The following is a 17,510-nucleotide window of genomic DNA, read 5'->3' as shown; positions in this document are numbered from 1 at the left end:
AGTGACTGTCAAATAATTGCGACAAGTGTCATGTTTCAGTGACGATTCCCCAGCGCTTCATCCTGACATACAAGTTCTGCCGCGGAATGCCACTCAAACGGGCAGCTTCGGAAACATTACCGCTTGCCGCTGCAAGCAGTCCCTTCAAATACCCTTGTTCAAAACCCGCGCGGGCTTCCTGGTAGGCCAGTTCGTAGGCTGGTGGAATCAAAGCATGGGTATCGGACACAGCAAACGGGCTACAACTGGGACAGAGGTGAACAGCGTCAATCACGCCCCCAGACTGCAATGCAACCACACGCTCGATACAGTGCCGCAACTCACGCACATTGCCTGGCCAGGGATGGGCCTCCAGGGAAGCCAGCGCAGCGGGGCTAAAAGGGCCACATTGCTTGCCAAATTTGGCATTGAAAAACTCCAGAAAATGCACTGCCAGACGAAAAATGTCACCCTCGCGCTCACGCAGCGGCGGCAACTGCATGGCCACGACATTGATGCGGTAATACAAATCCTCTCGAAAACGCCCCGCTTTGACCTCGCCCGCCAGGGAGCGATTGGTGGCGCAAATCAGGCGAAAGTCTGTGCTACGCGGCTGGGTGCTGCCAATGCGGCAAAAACTATGGTCCTGCAGCACGCGCAACAAACTGCTTTGCAGTTTGGGACTCATGTCGGCAATTTCATCCAGGAACAGATTGCCGCCGTTGGCTTTTTCAAAGTAACCGGCACTGGCCTGAGCAGCACCAGTGAATGCGCCTTTTTCATAGCCGAACAGCAGGCTTTCGAGCAAAGACTCGGGCAAGCCGCCGCAATTCACCTCCAGGAACGCCTGGTCGGCACGCTGGCTATGGGCATGGATCAGCTTGGCCATCACGTCTTTGCCGGTGCCGCTTTCGCCCTCCAGCAGCACCGTGGTATCCAGCCCCGCCACTTGCTGAATCTGACCCAGCAAACGCGCCATGGCGGCTGACTGCCCTACCACCATGGGCGCACCGGAGGTCTTTGCCAGGCGGCTGCGCAGGCTGTCAATTTCACGGTAGGCCGCGTCAATTTCAAGCGCCTTGCCGATCACCGCCTCCAGTGCTTCCAGGTCTTCAAAAGGCTTGGTCAGGTAATCGAACAAGCCCTCTCGCACGGCGGCCACGGCGTCGCGCACATCGGCAAAACCGGTCATCAGGATGGCCACCATGCGTGGCCGCTGGGCACGAAACTCGCGCAACAAATCCAGGCCCTGGTGCCTGGGCAAACGCTGATCCATCAGCACCAGATTAAAGTCATGCACGGCAAACAACTCGCGCGCGGCGTCACCGTCAGACGCGAGATGCACTTGCGCGCTATTCCCCAGCATTTGCTCAATCAACGTTCGGGTATAGCGGTCGTCATCGACAACCAGAATCTTGGGCAACATGGGCAACATTCAGGTGGTGTGTTGAAGAGGGCCGGGATTGGATTGCAGCAACCAAATCGCAAATTGCGTGCCACCCTCCGGTAAATTTTCAACGCTGACAAAACCCTGGTGCAACAAGGCCACATGTTGCACCACCGGCAAGCCGAGACCCGTGCCTTCGTGCCGGGTGGTAAAAAAGGGGGTGAACACCTTGTCCAGTATCTCCGGGGCGATGCCTTTGCCATGGTCGCGCACGGCAAGCCGCCACCCGGGGGCGCCCGTCTCAGGGTGTGGTTGGGCCTGCAAGCTGATCACGATGGCCCCATCACCCTCCGTGGCCTGGGCTGCATTGGCCAGCAAATTAAAAAGCGCATGGCGCAGCAAGATAGGGTCTGCCATCAAGATCACGGGCTGATCGGGGAGCACCAACTCGACCAGAATCTGCTGCCGTATGGTCTGCCGAAACATGAGCACTGTCTCGTTGACCACTTGCACCATGTCGGTCGAATGGCAATCAAACTTGGACACTTTGGCGAAGCGCAACATCGAAGCGATGAAGGTATGGCAGTCTTGCCCAGCGTGTCGAATCTCAGCCAGCAGTTCACGCGTGCGGGCCGGGTTATTGGCTTCGCGCTGTGCCAATTGCGCCAGGTTCACCACCCCCACTAATGGGTTATTGAGTTGATGTGCAATTTCACCCACCATGGTACCCAGCGCTGACAGCTTTTCAATCTGCAGGATGCGCGCATGCTCAGTGTCCAGTCGCAACAACTGATGCTCCAGATCATGCTGACGCTGGTAATCGCGTTCCACCCGATCCAACGCAAAATAAAAAAGCCCCAACACAAAAGCGCCTACCAACAGGCTCAAAAAAGTCACCATGGTGATGGAACGTTGAAAGGTTCCCTCCAAACCGGTAATGTCGCGCATCACCACCATGTCGCCAATGCGCTGGCCGTTGGAGTCAAGCAATGGCAACATGGCCAGATGCAACGTTTGCCTGTTGTCTGAGAACACTTGCGACTCCCCCATACGCAAGGCGGCCAATACCGCATCATTCATGGCAACAGGTATATCCGCCTTGGTATACGCCACCATGACTTGCTGGGTAAACCGATCCCAGTTCCCCTGGCGCTCGAGCATGGCCAGGCCGTGCTCAAACTGTTGGGCTGGCAATAACTGCTTGTCCACCAGCACCAGCAGATCCACCGACAAACTGTCATGAATTTCCTGCACCAGGTGCCCTATTTCTTCGCCCATTTCGACATAACCCGACACCCCGCCGGCACTGGGCCAAGGGGCGACCACACGCAGGGTCAAGGTGCCCAAAGCGCCGAGTTCCAAACCATGCGTGATCTTGTTCTGGCTGCGCGCCTGGGTCACGGTGGTGCGCATGATTTGATCCCCAAACTCATCCGGACTATGCAAACGTACCAGATTGACCAGTTCAGGGTTATTGAAATACAGGTGCGTGATCCGGTGCTCGGAGCGCAGGGTTTGAAACAACGGACCGGCTTCGCGCAACAAGGCGTCCCGGTCCTGGGCGGCAAACGCAGCCCCAATCGCCGGGATGCCTTGCATGGTATGCAGCACAGCACGCATCAGGTTGGTGTCCTTGTCCAGTTTTTGATCCACCAACTTGGCCACGGCGGCAACCCGCCCAGACAAGGCCCGATCGCGCACCTGAACCTGCAAAAAATAAGCCGTTGTGACAAAAGCCGTCAAAATGAAGGTCAAAACCATCGCAAATGGCCACATCAACGTGGCCTTGACGCGGCGCGGCGAGGAAATACTCACATTGGATTTCACTTATAAGGTGTACCTGCATCTGAACATCCTGGCAAGTATAGACACACCCCTTCACCCAAAATGCGATAAATTCAGACACCTACCGACCGGACCATGAACACCGCCAACCCAAGCCCCCATACCGAGGCATCGCCCAACCGCCTGGCACGCATTGCCCAGGCACGCCAACGCCTGATGCACGAGGGCGGTTCTTTAGGTGCTGGCTGGGTGGCTCCGTGGGTCGAACGTTCCTGGCAACGCTGTCTGAAACTGGGCCTGGAACCCAGCTGCAATGTCAGTTTTGCACAAATCACGGCGCCCATGCTGCGCTATACCCTGGAAGCCAACCACCAATTGATTGAAGCGGCCCAGCCGATGCTGCAAAACCTGGCACGCGCCATTGTCAACACCCGCTACTTTGCCATCCTGACCAATGCCGACGGGGTGGTGGTCGATGCCTGCGGCGCCATTGACCACGCTGACCCACGGGCGCACCAGATCACCCGGGTCGGCACCGACCTGTCCGAGCACAGCATTGGCACCACCGCCATTGGCACGGCGCTTGCCGAACTGCAACCGGTCTGGTTGCACCGTGGCGAGCATTTTTTTGAGACCACGTCGGTTTACAGCTGCGCTGGTGCACCCCTGTTTGGACCCGATGGCGCGTGCGTGGGCATGCTGGATGTCACCGGAGTCGATGCGCAGGAGCGCCCGGAACTCAAGCACCTGGTCATGCAGTCGGCCAGCAAGATTGAAAACGCACTGATCACCGCCCTGCCCCACGCCCTGTTGCTGCGCTTGAACTGGCCCGGCAACGCCCTGGGCAGTGATGCCGACGGCATGTTGTGCCTCGACTGCGAGGGTTGGATCACCGGGGCCAACCCGGTGGCACGCCAGATGGTGCCGGGCTTGGCAGGACCCGGCCAGGCAACAGTACACGTCAGTGAAGTTTTTGGCCTGCCGTTTGAACCTTTGTTTGATGCTGCCAAACGACCTGGCAACCCGATTGAATTACCGCTCTGGAGCGGCCTGCGCCTGCAAGCACTGGCCATCACCCCTGCCGACGAAACCCGCACGCTGCAAGCCGGCGCCGCACCCGCACGGGCGCTGCGCGACATGGAGGCCGACATGATCCGCAAGGCGGTGGACGATGCCCGTGGTAACGTCGGCCAGGCCGCCCGCACCCTGGGGATCAGCCGTGCCACGCTGTACCGCAAGCTGGGACACAAACCGTCCTGACATCCTCGGCACTCAGGCCCTATCCAAAGGTACGTTCTTGAAATCCCAACCCCTGTTGAAACTGGTACTTGCCATTCTTGCACTCACCGCAAGTTCCCTTGGCCTGGCCGAGACCGCCCGGGTGGCTGCTGCCGCGGACTTGCGCTTTGCATTGAATGAACTTCTGCCCCTCTTTCAAAAAAACAACCCGACACACCAGCTTGAGCTGGTCATGGGCTCCTCGGGCAAGTTCATGCAGCAAATTGAAAACGGCGCGCCATTTGACATTTTTTTCTCAGCCGATGTGAATTACCCGAAAAGACTTGTTGCCAGCGGCAAGGCGCTGGCCCCCGTCACCACCTACGCTTTCGGCCGAATCGTACTTTGGAGCGCCAAAGTCGATGCCAGCAAACTCAGCCTGCAGAGCCTGACCCAACCCGAATTCCGCAAGATTGCCATTGCCGCGCCGGCGCATGCCCCCTATGGTGCGCGCGCCAGGGAGGCGCTGGAACACGCCGGACTGTGGACCGTGTTACAAAACAAGCTGGTGTTTGGTGAAAACATTTCGCACACGGCACAACTCATTGACACCCAGGCCGCCGAGATCGGCATCATCGCCCTGTCACTGGCCATGAACGACACGCTCAAAGCCAAAAGCGGCTATTACCTGATCCCGGCCAATACCCACCAAGCGCTGGAGCAAGCCTATGCCATCACACATTACGGCCGCAACAACACCGCCGCCAGGGCTTTCGCCCAGTTCATGCGGACGCCCGAGGCGCGCCAAGTCATGGCGCGCTACGGTTTTTCATTGCCCCACGAGGCCAGGCCATGAACCTCGCCGGCATGACCCCGGGTGAATGGCAAGCGATTTGGCTTACCGCCAAGCTGGCGGGCTTGACCACGCTGATCCTGCTGCTGCTCTCGGCACCGCTGGCCTGGTGGCTGGCGCACAGCCGCAGTTGCTGGGTCAACAGCGTGGCGGCGCTGGTGTCGCTGCCGCTGGTGTTACCACCCACCGTGATTGGTTTTTATCTGCTGATCGTGCTCGGACCGCAAGGCGCGGTGGGCGGCACACTGGAGCGACTGGGCTTGCATCACCTGGCCTTCAGCTTCTGGGGCATTCTGGTGGGCTCGGTGATTTACTCGCTGCCCTTTGCGGTACAACCCTTGCGTGATGCCTTTGCGGCCATTGACAGTCGCCTGCTCGATGCCGCCGCCACGCTGCGCGCCAACGCGCTCGACCGCTTCTTCCATGTGGTGTTGCCACTGTCACGCAGCGGCATCCTGACCGCTGTGGTCATCACCTTTGCCCACACCGTGGGTGAGTTTGGCGTGATTGCCATGCTGGGCGGCAGCATTGCGGGGGAGACGCGGGTGGTGTCGATGGCCATTTACGACCACTCCCAAGCGCTTGAGTACGCTGCAGCACACCGGCTCTCGGCCGTCTTGCTGGGTTTTTCATTCCTGACACTGCTGCTTTTTTACGCCATCAACCAGCGCGTGATGAGCCCGCTTAAACCCCGCTAAGCCACGCTGAGCCACCCCATGATTGAAGGCAACCTCACCCTAAAGAAGGGCAACTTTGAGCTGCAAAGCGGCGCTTTTTCCTTTCCGGCACAAGGCGTCAGCGTGCTGTTTGGGCGCTCCGGCTCGGGCAAAAGCACCCTGCTGCGGGCGATGGCCGGACTCGACGCAGACACCCGTGGAACACTGCGCTTCAAAGGCGAGACCTGGCAAAACCAGGCCTGGCGCCTGCCCGCCACGCAGCGCCATATCGGCTTTGTTTTTCAGGAAGCAGCACTTTTTCCCCATCTGAATGTGCGCGGCAACCTGGACTTCGCCTGCCAGCGTGCCCCTGCAGCTCCGGCAGACGCGCTGACAAAAATTGCCGCGCGGGTGGGGATCAGTCCATTGCTTGACCAGGCGGTGAGCACGCTCTCGGGCGGTGAGCGCCAGCGTGTGGCCATCGCGCGCGCGCTGCTGTCACAACCCCGCCTGCTGTGCATGGACGAGCCACTGTCGGCACTCGACTGGCGTGCCAAGACCGAGTTGCTGGCGCTGATTGACGCGCTGGCGCAGGAATCCGGGCTGCCGGTGCTGTACATCACCCATGCACCGCTCGAAGTGGAACGCCTGGCCAGCCGGGTGATCTTCATGGCGGACGGCCGCATCGAACGGATCGAGGCATTGCATGATGCCCTGGCCAGACCCGACTCACCTTTGTTTGACGAAGAAGGTCCAGTCAGCGTGTTACAGGGCAGCCTGCTGGGCACCGACGAACACGGCCTGGCTTCCTTTGGCAATACCACCTTGCGCTTGCGCCTGAGCTTGGCCCCCGGTGCCAGGCCTTCGGCCTCGCGCCTGCGCGTGCTGGCGCGTGATGTGAGCCTGGCCACGGTACAGCCGCAAGGCCTGAGCATTCTGAATCAGTTACCCATTACCATCGCAGCCATCCACCCCGGCGCCACGGGCCGCGCCACGGTGGTGTGTCAGCTGGCCGATGGTCAGGCGCTGCTGGCAGAGATCACACGTTATTCCTGTCATATGCTGGGACTGACCAGTGGCATGCAGGCTTTTGCCTTGATCAAGTCTGTGGCCTTGATGGATTGAAATGCCCTATAGGCAAACGATGGGACAAGCCCAGTATCAGCATCATGTACCAATGCGTCGGACTGCTGTGCCGTTTTCAACCCATTCAGCTGATGTCTCAGGCCGGTGAATTATCGGCAGCTTGCATCAAGGCCAGGCTTGCCGCCTTACGTTGCAAATCCTGGTCGCTGTCAACAAAACGCGCAGCAATCGCCTGGAATTCGTCCTGAATGGACAGGAAAGCATCGACGAGATCGGGGTCGAGATGACTGCCTCTGGACTCAACGATGATCGCCACCGCCTTGGCGTGCGGCATGCCCTCCTTGTACACGCGGCGGCTGATCAGTGCGTCATAGACATCGGCCAGCGCCATCAAGCGAGCGCTGATGGGAATGGCATCGCCCTTGAGCGCCTCGGGGTAGCCACTGCCATCCCACTTCTCTTGGTGCGACATGGCAATTTCTTTGGCGGTGCGCAGAAAATCGACTTCAATGCCGAGCGATTTTTCGGCGTGTTCAATGGCTTCACGCCCCAAGATAGTGTGACGCTTCATGATCTCGAACTCTTCCGGCTCAAAACGTCCGGGCTTGAGCAAAATGCGGTCGGGAATCCCCACCTTGCCAATGTCGTGCAGGGGCGCGGACTTGAACAGCATGGCAATGTTGGCATCGGTCAGGTAATGCTTGAACCGGGGGTGGTTTTGCAGTTGCTTCGCCAGCGCCTTCACATAAAACTGGGTGCGTCGGATGTGGTTGCCGGTATCGCTGTCACGTGTTTCCGCCAGCGAAGCCATTGCCAGAATGGTCACCTCCTGAATCGTGGTCAGCTCCTGGGTGGGCCGCGCCACCTCCTGTTCGAGGTAAATATTTTTATCGCGCAGAAAATCGGCTGCGGCTTTGAGCGACAGATGGGTCTTGATGCGCTCCTGCAAGATCGGTGGACTGATGGGCTTGGTAATGTAGTCCACTGCGCCCAGCTTGAAGCCCTTGCGCTCGTCTTCCACCTCGGACTTGGCAGTCAGGAAAATGACCCGGATGTCACGTGACCTGGGGTCATCCTTGAGACGCTTGCAAACCTCGTAACCATCCATGCCCGGCATCATGATGTCCAGCAGGATCAGATCGGGGGCTTGCTCTGACGTGGCAATGCGCAAGGCCTTCTCGCCGTTGTTGGCCACCCGCACGATGTAATCGTCGCGCAGCAGGCTGCTGACCAGGGACAGGTTGTCGGGCGTGTCATCAACCACCAGGATGGTGGGTTTTTGAGTGAAGTCGATTGGATTCATGGGAATGGCTAAGTGGGAAGCGTGGTAAGAGCGTCTTTAAGCGTCTGCAGTGCCACTTCAAAGTCGAACATTTTTACCGCGTTTTCCAAGGCGGGGTAATGTGTTGGGAAGGCCATGTTAAGCAAATCGGCTTGGTCGTCGACAACATCAACCGCCGACGCGTCGTCATAGGCAAGCAAGGACGCCAAACGGTCGCAAACCTCCTTGAGCTTGACCGGATCCACGCTCACTTTGGCATGAACCGCCTCCTCTGGCAAGGCCTGCTCCAGTGCGTTGATCAAGGCCGCCAGCGGCAGCTCCAGGGCCCGCACCTGGGCCAACAGCGTCGGGCGGGCCGCACCATGCGCCAGCCCATGTTCAACCTCGGCCGCAAGCGCCTGGACCTCAAGCGCGCCAATGCTGCCCGCCGTGCTCTTGGTGGTATGGGCCAGGCGCTCGGTCGTTTTCAGATCGTCCTGCGCCAAGGCCGCCAGCAATTGGGTCACGACGGTTTTCTGACCGGCCACAAAGCGCCGCAGCATCGACAGGTAGAGTGGTTTTTTGCCCAGCACCCGCCGCAGTCCGGCCTGGGTGTCCAACCCGGCAATGTGCTCGGGTATCGTCTGGTCGGTGTCCTGGGGCGCGGTGCTGCCAGCCGCTGCAGGATCGGCCCCGGTTGACCGGCTGGCACGCGGCGGGATCCAGCGCAACAGGCATTGCCACAACAACTCGGGGTCAATGGGCTTGGCCAGATGGTCGTTCATGCCGGCCTCTGAACAACGCAGGCGGTCACTCGCCTGCACATTGGCCGTCATGGCAACGATCGGCAGCGCAGCAAAGTCGGGCAGTTTGCGGATTTCACGGGTGGCCGTCAGGCCGTCCATCACCGGCATTTGCATGTCCATCAGCACCAGGTCAAAGCTGGCTTGCTGCACTTTTTTCAGGGCAATTTCACCGTTGTCGGCCACATCCACAATAAAGCCAGCATCGCGTAACAGTTCGGTCGCGACCTCCTGGTTCAGGTCGTTGTCTTCCACCAGCAAAATACGCGCACCCTTGATGCTGGCCAGGTTTTCTGCACTCAAGCTGGGGATTTCGGCGCTGCTGCGCCGTCCCCCGGGGGTCTGACCGAGCATGCTCATGACGCAATCGAACAGCATGGACGCACTCACCGGCTTGATCAACACATCCCGCACCCCGGCTTCGCTCGCCTCCTTGAGCACCTCTTCACGGCCAAAAGCGGTCACCATCACCATGTTGGGGACGCGCTTCAACGGCCGCGCACGCAAACGCCGGGCCGCCTCGATGCCATTCATGTCGGGCATTTGCCAGTCCAGGAAAACAAAGTCAAAAGGCTGGTTGCGCAGTTCAGCCTGATCCACCGCATGAATCGCCGCCGGGCCGTTCTCGGACTCTTCAACCACCAGACCCATGCCCTCAAGCATGTCACACAGCACCACCCTGGCACTCTCGTTGTCGTCCACCACCAGCGCCCGATGGCCTTGCAGATCGGCATTCAGAATGCGCTGGCGCGGTGCGGCCAGGCCCAAGCCCAGGCGTGCGGTAAACCAGAAAATACTGCCCTGCCCGGACACGCTTTCCACACCCACTTCGCCCTGCATCATGTCAACCAATTTTTTGCTGATCGCCAGGCCCAGACCAGTGCCACCAAACTCGCGCGTGGTGGAACTGTCGGCCTGCTGGAAGGACTGGAACAACTTGCTGCATTGTTCTGGCGTCAAGCCGATGCCGGTATCGCGTACCGCAAAATACAACAGTACCTCTTGCTCGGTTTGCTTGCGCACACGCACTACCACATCCACCTCGCCCTTGGCAGTGAACTTCACCGCGTTGTTGGTATAGTTGATGAGCACCTGGCTCAAACGCAGCGGGTCACCCACCAGGTTATTGGGCACATTACGGTCAACGTCAATGATGAATTCCAGCCCCTTGGCCGCGACTTTTTCAGAAATCAGGTTGCTCACATTGGCCAGCAATTTTTCCAGATCGAAATCAATGTGTTCAATGGCGAGCTTGCCGGCCTCAATCTTGGACACATCCAGAATGTCATTGATGATGCCCAGCAAATGCTGGCCCGAGTCCATGATCTTTTTCATGTAGTCACGCTGGCGCGGTAGCAGCTCGGTCTTCAGCATCAAATGCGTCATACCAATCACGGCATTCATGGGGGTACGGATTTCATGGCTCATGTTGGCCAGGAAATTGGCCTTGGTGCGAGCCGCGTCTTCAGCCAGCTCCTTGGCTTGGCGCATGGCTTGGGCGCTCGACCGTTCGTCTGAAATATCATCAACCACCCACACCGTGCCCATGTCTGGAAAATTCACATCGACCGCCCGGCCGGTCAGGCGGGCCCAGAACAGGCTGCCATCCCTGCGCATCAACTGCTGCTCGCGGCGATGCGCCTTCCCTTTCCAGATTTGCTCATACACCGGCTCGCTACCCTGCCGTGCTGCTTCGGCATCGGGATACCAGATGGCCGTGGGCTGACCGACCATGGCCCCCTCCATCCAGCCGAACAATTCACACAGGCGCTTGTTGGTGCGCACAAAGATCCGGTCCTTGATCAGGGCCATGCCCGAGGTGGCGGTTTCAAAAATCGCCATTTGCTCTTCGCCCGCTACCCGCAGCGACTCGTACACCTCGGTCAGCTCGGCCGTGCGGACAGCGACGAGTTGCTCCAGGTTCCTACGGTATTGCGCCAGCTCATCGGTCATACGGCGCTTTTCGGTCACGTTTTCCTTGATCGCCAGATAATGACTGACATGACCGTCGGCCTGGCGCACCGGCGTGATGGTGGCCTGCTCCTCGTACTCGCTGCCGTCCTTGCGACGGTTGAACAAAATGCCGCTCCAGGTGTCACCGCGGGTCAGTGCGTCCCACATCTCCTGGTAGGTCGCCGGCGGGGTCTTGCCCGACTTGAGCACCCGCGGATTCAGCCCCAGTGCTTCCTCACGGCTGTAGCCGGTGGCGTGAATAAATGCCTGGTTGACGTACTCGATTTCAGCCGAGGTATTGGTAATAACGATGCTTTCCGGGCTTTGCTCCACGGCCAGGTACAGCTTGCGCAGCTCGTCCTCGCTGCGCTGGCGCTCGGTGATGTCCTCCTTGACCGCCACATAGTTGCAGATGCGGCCATGGATATCGCGCAGTGGCGTGATGATGGCGGCCTCGGTGCGTTCGTACCCGTCACGGGTGCGGTTGATGAACTTGCCACTCCAGGTCTGACCGCCAGTCAGCGTCTGCCACATACCCAGATAGACTTCCGGTGGCGTTTTGCCCGAGCTCAACAGGCGCGGATTCTGACCCATGACCTGGTCGCGACTGAAACCGGTCAGCCTGACAAAGGCATCGTTGACGTATTCAATTCGTGCATCGATGTCGGTAATCACCACCGCATGCGGGCTCTGTTCCACGGCTGTGCTGAGCTTGCGCAGGGCCAGCTCGGCTTTTTTGGACTCGGTGATGTCGTCCCACAAGACCACCATGTAATCCACCCCGTGCTGTCGAATCAGGCTGGCTTTGATATGTACATCAATCCGGCGGCCATCTTTACAGCGGTAGACATTGTCAAAACTGGCGCCGCCTGCCGCCACCGCCTTGTTGACCCGTTCCTGCAAGCCTTCGTCATCGTCCGCAGACTGGTAGTCGTGCAGTGTCATCTGCAGCAACTCGTCGCGGCTGTAGCCCAAAATGCGCGAGCTGGCCGCATTGACCTGGACGATGCGCAGGGTCTGCACCTCGATCAGGTTGATGGCGTTGGCGGCCTGCGCGAAGATGGCGTTCATCAAGGCCTGCGTCTCCGCTTCACTGGCACGCGCGCGGCGCAGCCCGAGCGTCTTGTTCAAGCGCACGCGAATGGCATCCAGCAACGTCTGCTCTTCGGCCAGAAAAGGCGCCCCCGCATCTGTAGGCAAAGCTCCCAGGTAAGCCACCCGCAATTCATGCAGTGCCACACCATCGGCGCCACCAAACGACACTGACAAAAATTGCGTCTGCTCCATGACAGCCGTATCACCGATCAAACCAGTCGTTGACCCAATGCACGCGGCGGCCAGATCGGGATAACGCATGGCCGCCGGCAAGCGCCCGACCAAGGCCATCAGCAGGTCCGGTTCAGTCAGATCATCACGCTCCATCAATCCAGAGACGTCATACAGGCATGACAACTCCTTGATGCGTTCGCCCAGGTCGGCCTGCGCGTGCGCGCGGTCCTTGACCGCATCGCGAAACGCCAGCACCGCGCTGGCCATGTCGCGCAGCACACTGCGCTTGTCCTGGCTGATACGCTCGATTTCAGCGCTGGCACCGGCCGACAACTCTCGGCGAGTCATCTCCTGCATGGCCTTCGACAACACCGACACCCGCTGCAGCATCTGGCGCGCAATGAAGAACCACAACAGCAGCAAGGCCACCAGCAACAGCGCGGCAGTGAGCAGCATCTCAGTGACATATTTTTCAAACGACTGCGCCTGCGCGTCAGCGCGCCGGGCCATGCCCTCGGTTGCGCGGGTGGCAATGCTGTGCGTATGCTCGCTGAAGGCCACATAACTCTGCCCGGCCTGGAAAGCCTGCCGCATGGCACTCATCGGGTCAATGGCTGCCAGATCGGTGGCCGTGACAATCAGGTCGCGGTACACCAGAAAGTCCCGGCGCGCTTCCACGACCGCTTCATTAAGCTCTTGCAGGCTCTCCAGATCAAGCAGACGGGACTCCAGACCGGCCAGCAAGTTAACGACCGCCGAGTGAACACGATAGACCTGGCCCTGGTCGATGCCCCCGCTGGCGGCCTGCTCCAGAGTCGTGGTCACCAACTTCTGAATCGCCGCCAGATCCTGATTAAAGCGGGTGGCAGCGGCCAGCCTTTCCGTGTCTGCTGCCTGCGCTGCCGCAATCAGGCGGTATTCGCTCTGGATGCTGTTGACCGAAGAAAAAACAATAGCCCCCGCAACCAGCATGACCAGCAGCACGGGCAGGACAAACACCAAAAATATCGGCGAGACCCGGCCTTTGCTGGTCACAGTGGGTTGCCCGCTGCGATGCGGATCACCCCTTGCATGGTTTGTCATTTGATAGCCCCTGGGGGTAACAGCTCTGCCCACAAATCGAGCGGGATGCTCGCCACATAATCAAACCCGGCTTCGCCCCGGGGGCGAAACACCACCAGCGTGGCCTCTTTGGGAAAGTAGCCCATCAAGTCCATCAAATTGGGCGCGTGGGCAATCACCAGGCGGTTGCTGCCCAAGGCCACCGGCCTGGACAGCAGCTGCCGGGTGTTGGCAACAATGGGGGCCTTCTGGGCCTCGGTCATGTTGCCGGTGTACATGAGCAGCCCGTCCACCAGGACCTTGCGGCCAGGAAACGCTGCTCTGGCCGTGTCCCTGACGCGGCACAGCGGGCTGATGTGGATGTTTTTGATGGGAATGCGTGCCGCCCGGATGGCGCGCCCAACGTGGGCCGCCTGGGCGCGTCCCTCAGCGGTCAACGGTCGCTGGGTGCTGCAATCCATCAGATCCACCGTCGGCAGGCGGTCGGGCTGGTTGTTGTCGGTGCTGGCGTGACGCAGATACAGGGCATAACCGCCCTGACGCAGCTGCGCCAGGGTCTTTGCGGTGGCCGCGCGTTCAATGAATTGGGTTCCGGTAGCCACAAGCGGTGCCTGCTTGGCGTCCGCGGCGTGGACTGGTGCCGTCAGAAGCGCCACCACCGACAGCAGCGAGGCACATAAAAATGCCACGCGGGTACTGCGAATAATCATCATGACCCAAATTTATCACCAAAAGTCAGTGCCAACGGCGCCTCGCACGCGAGGTGGCAAAAATACAGGCTGTCACAATCCCGGTCTTCTGACCGCACCGACTCGCCAAGCATCATGTCCGCCACACCCGCTCCCAGCCCGCCCAGCCGCCCCATTTCAGTATTGTCACTCTCGGTGCCGGTGGCCATGGGTTATGTGCCGCTGGGCATGGTGTTCGGCTTTTTGTTTGTGCAGGCGGGCGCACCGTGGTGGCTGGCGCTCCTGGCCAGTGTTTTTGTGTTTGCCGGTGCAGCGCAGTTCATGATGGTGCCGATGCTGGCCGCGGGACTGCCCGTGGCCTCCATCGCCCTGGCCACCCTGGTGGTGAACTTACGTCACGTGTTTTATGGTTTGTCTCTGCTGGACAAGCTCCCTGTGAAACCCTGGGCACGCTGGTATCTGGTGTTTGCCCTGACCGATGAGACCTATTCGGTGCTGACCACGCTGCCGCCGGGCACCCGCACGCGCCAGATGGTCACCGTCGCCTTGCTCAACCAGGGCTGGTGGGTGTTGGGCACTTTGTTGGGCGCCGTGATCGGGGCGCAGGCGCAAATTTCACTGGTGGGGCTGGACTTTGCGCTGGCGGCCCTGTTTGCCGTGCTCGCGGTGGAACAGTGGCGCCATGCTGACTCAGCCGCACCGCTGTGGGTGGCCGTGGTGAGTTATGCGGTCGCCTGGGCGCTGCTGCCGCAACACGCCCTGTTGAGCGCCATTGGCCTGAGCGTGCTGGCCGGACTGTTCTGGCGCAAGCCGGCTGCCAGCGAGGTCACACCATGATCGACATTACGTATGCCATTGGTGCGATCGCAGCCATGGCCGTGGTCACATTTGGTCTGCGCGCCCTGCCCTTTCTGGCGGCGCGCTGGCTGCAAAGTCACCCGCTGGTGCAACAGCTGGGACGCTTTTTGCCACTGGCCATCATGGCGCTGTTGCTGTTGCACACGCTGGTCGGCAGTGCCCGCCAAAATCCGTCCGGCCCTTGGGCAGAAGCGGCGGCGGCGGCCACCGTCGTGGCCTTGCAATGGTGGAAAAAACACCCCTTGCTGAGTATTTTGACGGGCACGATGTTGTATGTGCTACTACGCAACTGAGGCCCGTGAGAACCCCAGTCGGCATTCACTTCACCGCGTTCGGAAAAAACAATTGTTCACCGCCAATTTTGTAGCTGACAATCGCGCCCTGACCGGCGGCTGATGTCACCCAGTCGACGAATTTCTGACCCTCTGTCGCTTTCACATGCGGGTGCTTGGCCGGATTGACCAGCATCACCCCGTATTGGTTGAACAAGCGTTGGTCGCCTTCCACCAGCACTTTCAATTCGCCCCGGTTTTTGAAGTTGAGCCAGGTGCCCCGGTCGGTCAACGCGTAGGCATTGCTGCTGGACGCCATGTTGAGTGCCGGCCCCATGCCGCAGCCGCAGGATCTGTAGCCGTTGCCCTGTTTTTCCGCCAGGTCGGCTATTTTCCAGAAACGCAGCTCAGCCGCATGGGTGCCGCTTTTATCGCCACGCGAGATGAACGCACCATTGGCTGCAGCGATTTTTTTAAGCGCTTCAACCACATCCGAGCCCTTGACCTTGAGCGGGTCAGTCGCCGGACCCACCAATACAAAGTCGTTGTACATCACCTCAAGGCGCTTGACAGCGAAGCCTTCTGCCACTACTTTTTCCTCGGCCACCTTGTCATGCACAAACAACACGTCGGCATCGCCGCGGCGCCCCATGTCGATGGCCTGGCCGGTGCCCAAAGCGACCACCTTCACCTCGATGCCACTGGCTTTCTTGAACTCGGGCAGTAGCACGGAAAATAACCCCGATTGTTCGGTCGACGTGGTTGACGCCACCACAATCGACGGCGACTGCGCTTGCACCGGCAGGGAAGCACCCAGACAGGCGAACGCAACAGCCGTTAGCCGCGCCAAGGTCAAGTCTGCGCGCACTTGAAAAAGGAGAAAAGATTTCACGGTTTTCATACAAGTTCTCCTTTGACAAACAAATGGGCCGCCGGGTACTGTTGCTGCAGCAAGGGCCCGCCAAAAAAATCCTGCACCGGCAAGTCAGCCAGCACCCGGCCCTGCTCCAGATAGATCACACGGCTCGCCAGGCGCTTGACCTGACCGAGGTTATGGCTGGCAAACACAAGGGTCATGGCCTCTGAACCGCTGGCAAACTCTTCAATCAGGGACTCCACCTCGCGCTTGGCGTGGGGGTCCAGGCTGGCGGTCGGCTCATCGAGCAACAGCACTTGTGGCTTCAAGGACCAGGCGCGCGCCATGGCCACCCGCTGCTGCTGACCGCCGGAGAGCTGGCGTGCGTTGCGCCGGGCCAGCGCCAGCAAACCCACCCGGTCCAGCGCCGTCAAGGCCTGAACCCTTGCCTGAACCCAGGGTGTACCACGCAGCCACAGGCCCAGCGCAATATTGGCCTGCACCGACAGACGCATCAGGTGAGGTTTTTGAAAAAGCATGGCCTGACGCAAGCCAGGTTCACTCCGGACTTGCCCCGATGTGGGTGGCGTCAGGCCGTGCAACAAACGCAACAGTGTGCTCTTGCCGCAGCCATTGGCCCCTACCAGCGCCACGCGCTCACCCGCGTGAATCTGCAAGCTGATATCGGAGAGTGCGCGCACTGCGCGGTTCGGCGGACCAAAATGGGCACACGCATCGGTCAGTGTGTAAACCCTGTTCAAGCGCGCACTCCCAACGCCGACACAGGGGCCGTGCCGCCCTCCTGCTTTTCGCGCCAGCGCCGCAGCCACGCGATCAGCATGTTGAGCAACAGCACCACGCCGAGCAAGATCAGTCCCAGCCCCAGGGCCAGCGGCAAGTCGCCCTTGCTGGTCTCCAACGCAATCGCCGTGGTCATGACACGGGTAAAACCGTCGATGTTGCCGCCCACGATCATCACCGCGCCCACTTCCGAGACGGCGCGGCCAAAAGATGCAATCAGCACGGTGAGCAAGGCGTAGCGCTCGTCCCAGGCCAGCAACAGGCTGCGCATCAGCGGCTGGGCACCGAGCGACTGCAATTGCTCACCATGCACATCCTGTGCATCTTCCACCGCTTGCCGCGTCAAGGCGGTGACCACCGGCAGCACCAGCACTGCTTGCGCCAGCACCATGGCCTTGAAGCTGAACAACCAGCCCAAAAATCCCAGCGGCCCGGTACGCGACAGCAGCAGGTAAATCAGCAGCCCGACCACCACCGAGGGCACGGCCAAAAATGTATTGAGCAGCGTCAGCACGGCGCCACGCCCGGCAAAGCGGGCCACCCCCAGCCAGGCGCCCAACACCAGCCCCAGGCTGCAGGCCAGCGCGCAGGCGGTGGCACTCACAGCCAGGGAGCGGCCCACAATCGTGAGCAATTCGGTGTCCATGGCGGTGATGAGTTGCAGCGCGGTGGCACCGCTTTCGACAAAGGTGGTCATGGCAAAAATGATTCCGGGACAGACG

Annotated in this window: 14 protein-coding genes; 6 read left to right on the top strand and 8 right to left on the bottom strand. The window is 60.0% G+C overall.

The window, feature by feature from the left end; all coding sequences use genetic code 11:
* Positions 1–28: 28 nt before the first annotated feature.
* Both NDJ10_RS10665 and NDJ10_RS10660 read right to left on the bottom strand, forming a co-directional pair.
* Positions 29–1,405 (bottom strand): sigma-54 dependent transcriptional regulator, encoded by a 1,377-nt coding sequence (locus NDJ10_RS10665; protein WP_296161987.1) that lies wholly within the window; start codon positions 1,403–1,405, stop codon positions 29–31.
* 9 nt (positions 1,406–1,414) lie between these two features.
* On the bottom strand, positions 1,415–3,181 hold the full coding sequence (locus NDJ10_RS10660) for an ATP-binding protein (protein WP_296161984.1): 1,767 nt from the start codon (positions 3,179–3,181) through the stop codon (positions 1,415–1,417).
* Between the two features lie 105 nt (positions 3,182–3,286).
* Here NDJ10_RS10660 and NDJ10_RS10655 point away from each other — a divergent pair, with 105 nt between their 5' ends.
* The 4 genes from NDJ10_RS10655 to modC are packed head-to-tail and all read left to right on the top strand — an operon-like array spanning position 3,287 to position 7,003.
* The gene (locus NDJ10_RS10655) at positions 3,287–4,411 is read left to right on the top strand and encodes a helix-turn-helix domain-containing protein (RefSeq protein ID WP_296161982.1); all 1,125 of its coding nucleotides are present in this window, start codon (positions 3,287–3,289) and stop codon (positions 4,409–4,411) included.
* Positions 4,412–4,448: 37 nt separating this feature from the next.
* Positions 4,449–5,225: a molybdate ABC transporter substrate-binding protein gene (gene modA / locus NDJ10_RS10650; RefSeq protein ID WP_296161979.1), complete on the top strand. Its 777-nt coding sequence runs from the start codon at positions 4,449–4,451 to the stop codon at positions 5,223–5,225.
* Positions 5,222–5,920 carry a molybdate ABC transporter permease subunit gene (gene modB, locus NDJ10_RS10645; RefSeq protein WP_296161976.1) on the top strand — a complete coding sequence of 233 codons (699 nt, stop codon included), beginning with the start codon at positions 5,222–5,224 and terminating at the stop codon, positions 5,918–5,920. The genes modA and modB overlap by 4 nt, the downstream gene beginning before the upstream one ends.
* Before the next feature lie 18 nt (positions 5,921–5,938).
* On the top strand, positions 5,939–7,003 hold the full coding sequence (gene modC / locus NDJ10_RS10640; protein WP_296161973.1) for a molybdenum ABC transporter ATP-binding protein: 1,065 nt from the start codon (positions 5,939–5,941) through the stop codon (positions 7,001–7,003).
* A 97-nt stretch (positions 7,004–7,100) separates the two neighbouring features.
* Here the strand turns inward: modC and NDJ10_RS10635 are convergent, their stop codons facing one another.
* The 3 genes from NDJ10_RS10635 to NDJ10_RS10625 are packed head-to-tail and all read right to left on the bottom strand — an operon-like array spanning position 7,101 to position 14,025.
* Entirely contained in the window at positions 7,101–8,267 is a 1,167-nt protein-coding gene (locus NDJ10_RS10635) for a two-component system response regulator (protein WP_296161970.1), read from the bottom strand.
* Positions 8,268–8,275: 8 nt separating this feature from the next.
* Positions 8,276–13,333, bottom strand: a complete 5,058-nt coding sequence (locus tag NDJ10_RS10630) for a PAS domain S-box protein (protein ID WP_296161968.1) — start codon at positions 13,331–13,333, stop codon at positions 8,276–8,278.
* Positions 13,330–14,025 (bottom strand): histidine phosphatase family protein, encoded by a 696-nt coding sequence (locus tag NDJ10_RS10625; protein ID WP_296161966.1) that lies wholly within the window; start codon positions 14,023–14,025, stop codon positions 13,330–13,332. Before NDJ10_RS10625 ends, NDJ10_RS10630 begins: the two co-directional genes overlap by 4 nt.
* 111 nt (positions 14,026–14,136) lie before the next feature.
* Here NDJ10_RS10625 and NDJ10_RS10620 point away from each other — a divergent pair, with 111 nt between their 5' ends.
* A complete protein-coding gene (locus NDJ10_RS10620) occupies positions 14,137–14,838 on the top strand; it encodes an AzlC family ABC transporter permease (protein WP_296161964.1) in 702 nt (233 codons plus the stop codon).
* On the top strand, positions 14,835–15,152 hold the full coding sequence (locus NDJ10_RS10615; protein ID WP_296161961.1) for an AzlD domain-containing protein: 318 nt from the start codon (positions 14,835–14,837) through the stop codon (positions 15,150–15,152). Before NDJ10_RS10620 ends, NDJ10_RS10615 begins: the two co-directional genes overlap by 4 nt.
* A 25-nt stretch (positions 15,153–15,177) precedes the next feature.
* Here NDJ10_RS10615 and NDJ10_RS10610 read toward each other — a convergent pair whose 3' ends face one another.
* Genes NDJ10_RS10610 through NDJ10_RS10600 form a run of 3 tightly spaced genes read right to left on the bottom strand, consistent with a single transcriptional unit; the run spans position 15,178 to position 17,485 of the window.
* Positions 15,178–16,032, bottom strand: a complete 855-nt coding sequence (locus tag NDJ10_RS10610) for an extracellular solute-binding protein (protein WP_296161959.1) — start codon at positions 16,030–16,032, stop codon at positions 15,178–15,180.
* A complete protein-coding gene (locus NDJ10_RS10605; protein ID WP_296161956.1) occupies positions 16,029–16,748 on the bottom strand; it encodes an ATP-binding cassette domain-containing protein in 720 nt (239 codons plus the stop codon). Before NDJ10_RS10605 ends, NDJ10_RS10610 begins: the two co-directional genes overlap by 4 nt.
* Positions 16,745–17,485, bottom strand: a complete 741-nt coding sequence (locus NDJ10_RS10600; protein ID WP_296161954.1) for an ABC transporter permease — start codon at positions 17,483–17,485, stop codon at positions 16,745–16,747. Before NDJ10_RS10600 ends, NDJ10_RS10605 begins: the two co-directional genes overlap by 4 nt.
* Positions 17,486–17,510: the final 25 nt, after the last annotated feature.

The sequence above is a fragment of the Rhodoferax sp. genome (assembly GCF_023700745.1).
Lineage (GTDB): Bacteria > Pseudomonadota > Gammaproteobacteria > Burkholderiales > Burkholderiaceae_C > Rhodoferax.
The sequence above is the reverse complement of the archived record's forward strand: the minus strand, read 5'-3'. Positions and strand labels throughout refer to the sequence as shown.

What these genes read in the sequence shown, in the direction of transcription:
- NDJ10_RS10665 (WP_296161987.1), bottom strand. Translation starts at nt 1,405, where the DNA reads ATGTTGCCCAAGATTCTGGTTGTCGATGACGACCGCTATACCCGAACG.
- NDJ10_RS10655 (WP_296161982.1), top strand. Translation starts at nt 3,287, where the DNA reads ATGAACACCGCCAACCCAAGCCCCCATACCGAGGCATCGCCCAACCGC.
- modB (WP_296161976.1), top strand. Translation starts at nt 5,222, where the DNA reads ATGAACCTCGCCGGCATGACCCCGGGTGAATGGCAAGCGATTTGGCTT.
- modC (WP_296161973.1), top strand. Translation starts at nt 5,939, where the DNA reads ATGATTGAAGGCAACCTCACCCTAAAGAAGGGCAACTTTGAGCTGCAA.
- NDJ10_RS10635 (WP_296161970.1), bottom strand. Translation starts at nt 8,267, where the DNA reads ATGAATCCAATCGACTTCACTCAAAAACCCACCATCCTGGTGGTTGAT.
- NDJ10_RS10630 (WP_296161968.1), bottom strand. Translation starts at nt 13,333, where the DNA reads ATGACAAACCATGCAAGGGGTGATCCGCATCGCAGCGGGCAACCCACT.
- NDJ10_RS10625 (WP_296161966.1), bottom strand. Translation starts at nt 14,025, where the DNA reads ATGATGATTATTCGCAGTACCCGCGTGGCATTTTTATGTGCCTCGCTG.
- NDJ10_RS10620 (WP_296161964.1), top strand. Translation starts at nt 14,137, where the DNA reads ATGTCCGCCACACCCGCTCCCAGCCCGCCCAGCCGCCCCATTTCAGTA.
- NDJ10_RS10615 (WP_296161961.1), top strand. Translation starts at nt 14,835, where the DNA reads ATGATCGACATTACGTATGCCATTGGTGCGATCGCAGCCATGGCCGTG.
- NDJ10_RS10610 (WP_296161959.1), bottom strand. Translation starts at nt 16,032, where the DNA reads ATGAAAACCGTGAAATCTTTTCTCCTTTTTCAAGTGCGCGCAGACTTG.
- NDJ10_RS10600 (WP_296161954.1), bottom strand. Translation starts at nt 17,485, where the DNA reads ATGACCACCTTTGTCGAAAGCGGTGCCACCGCGCTGCAACTCATCACC.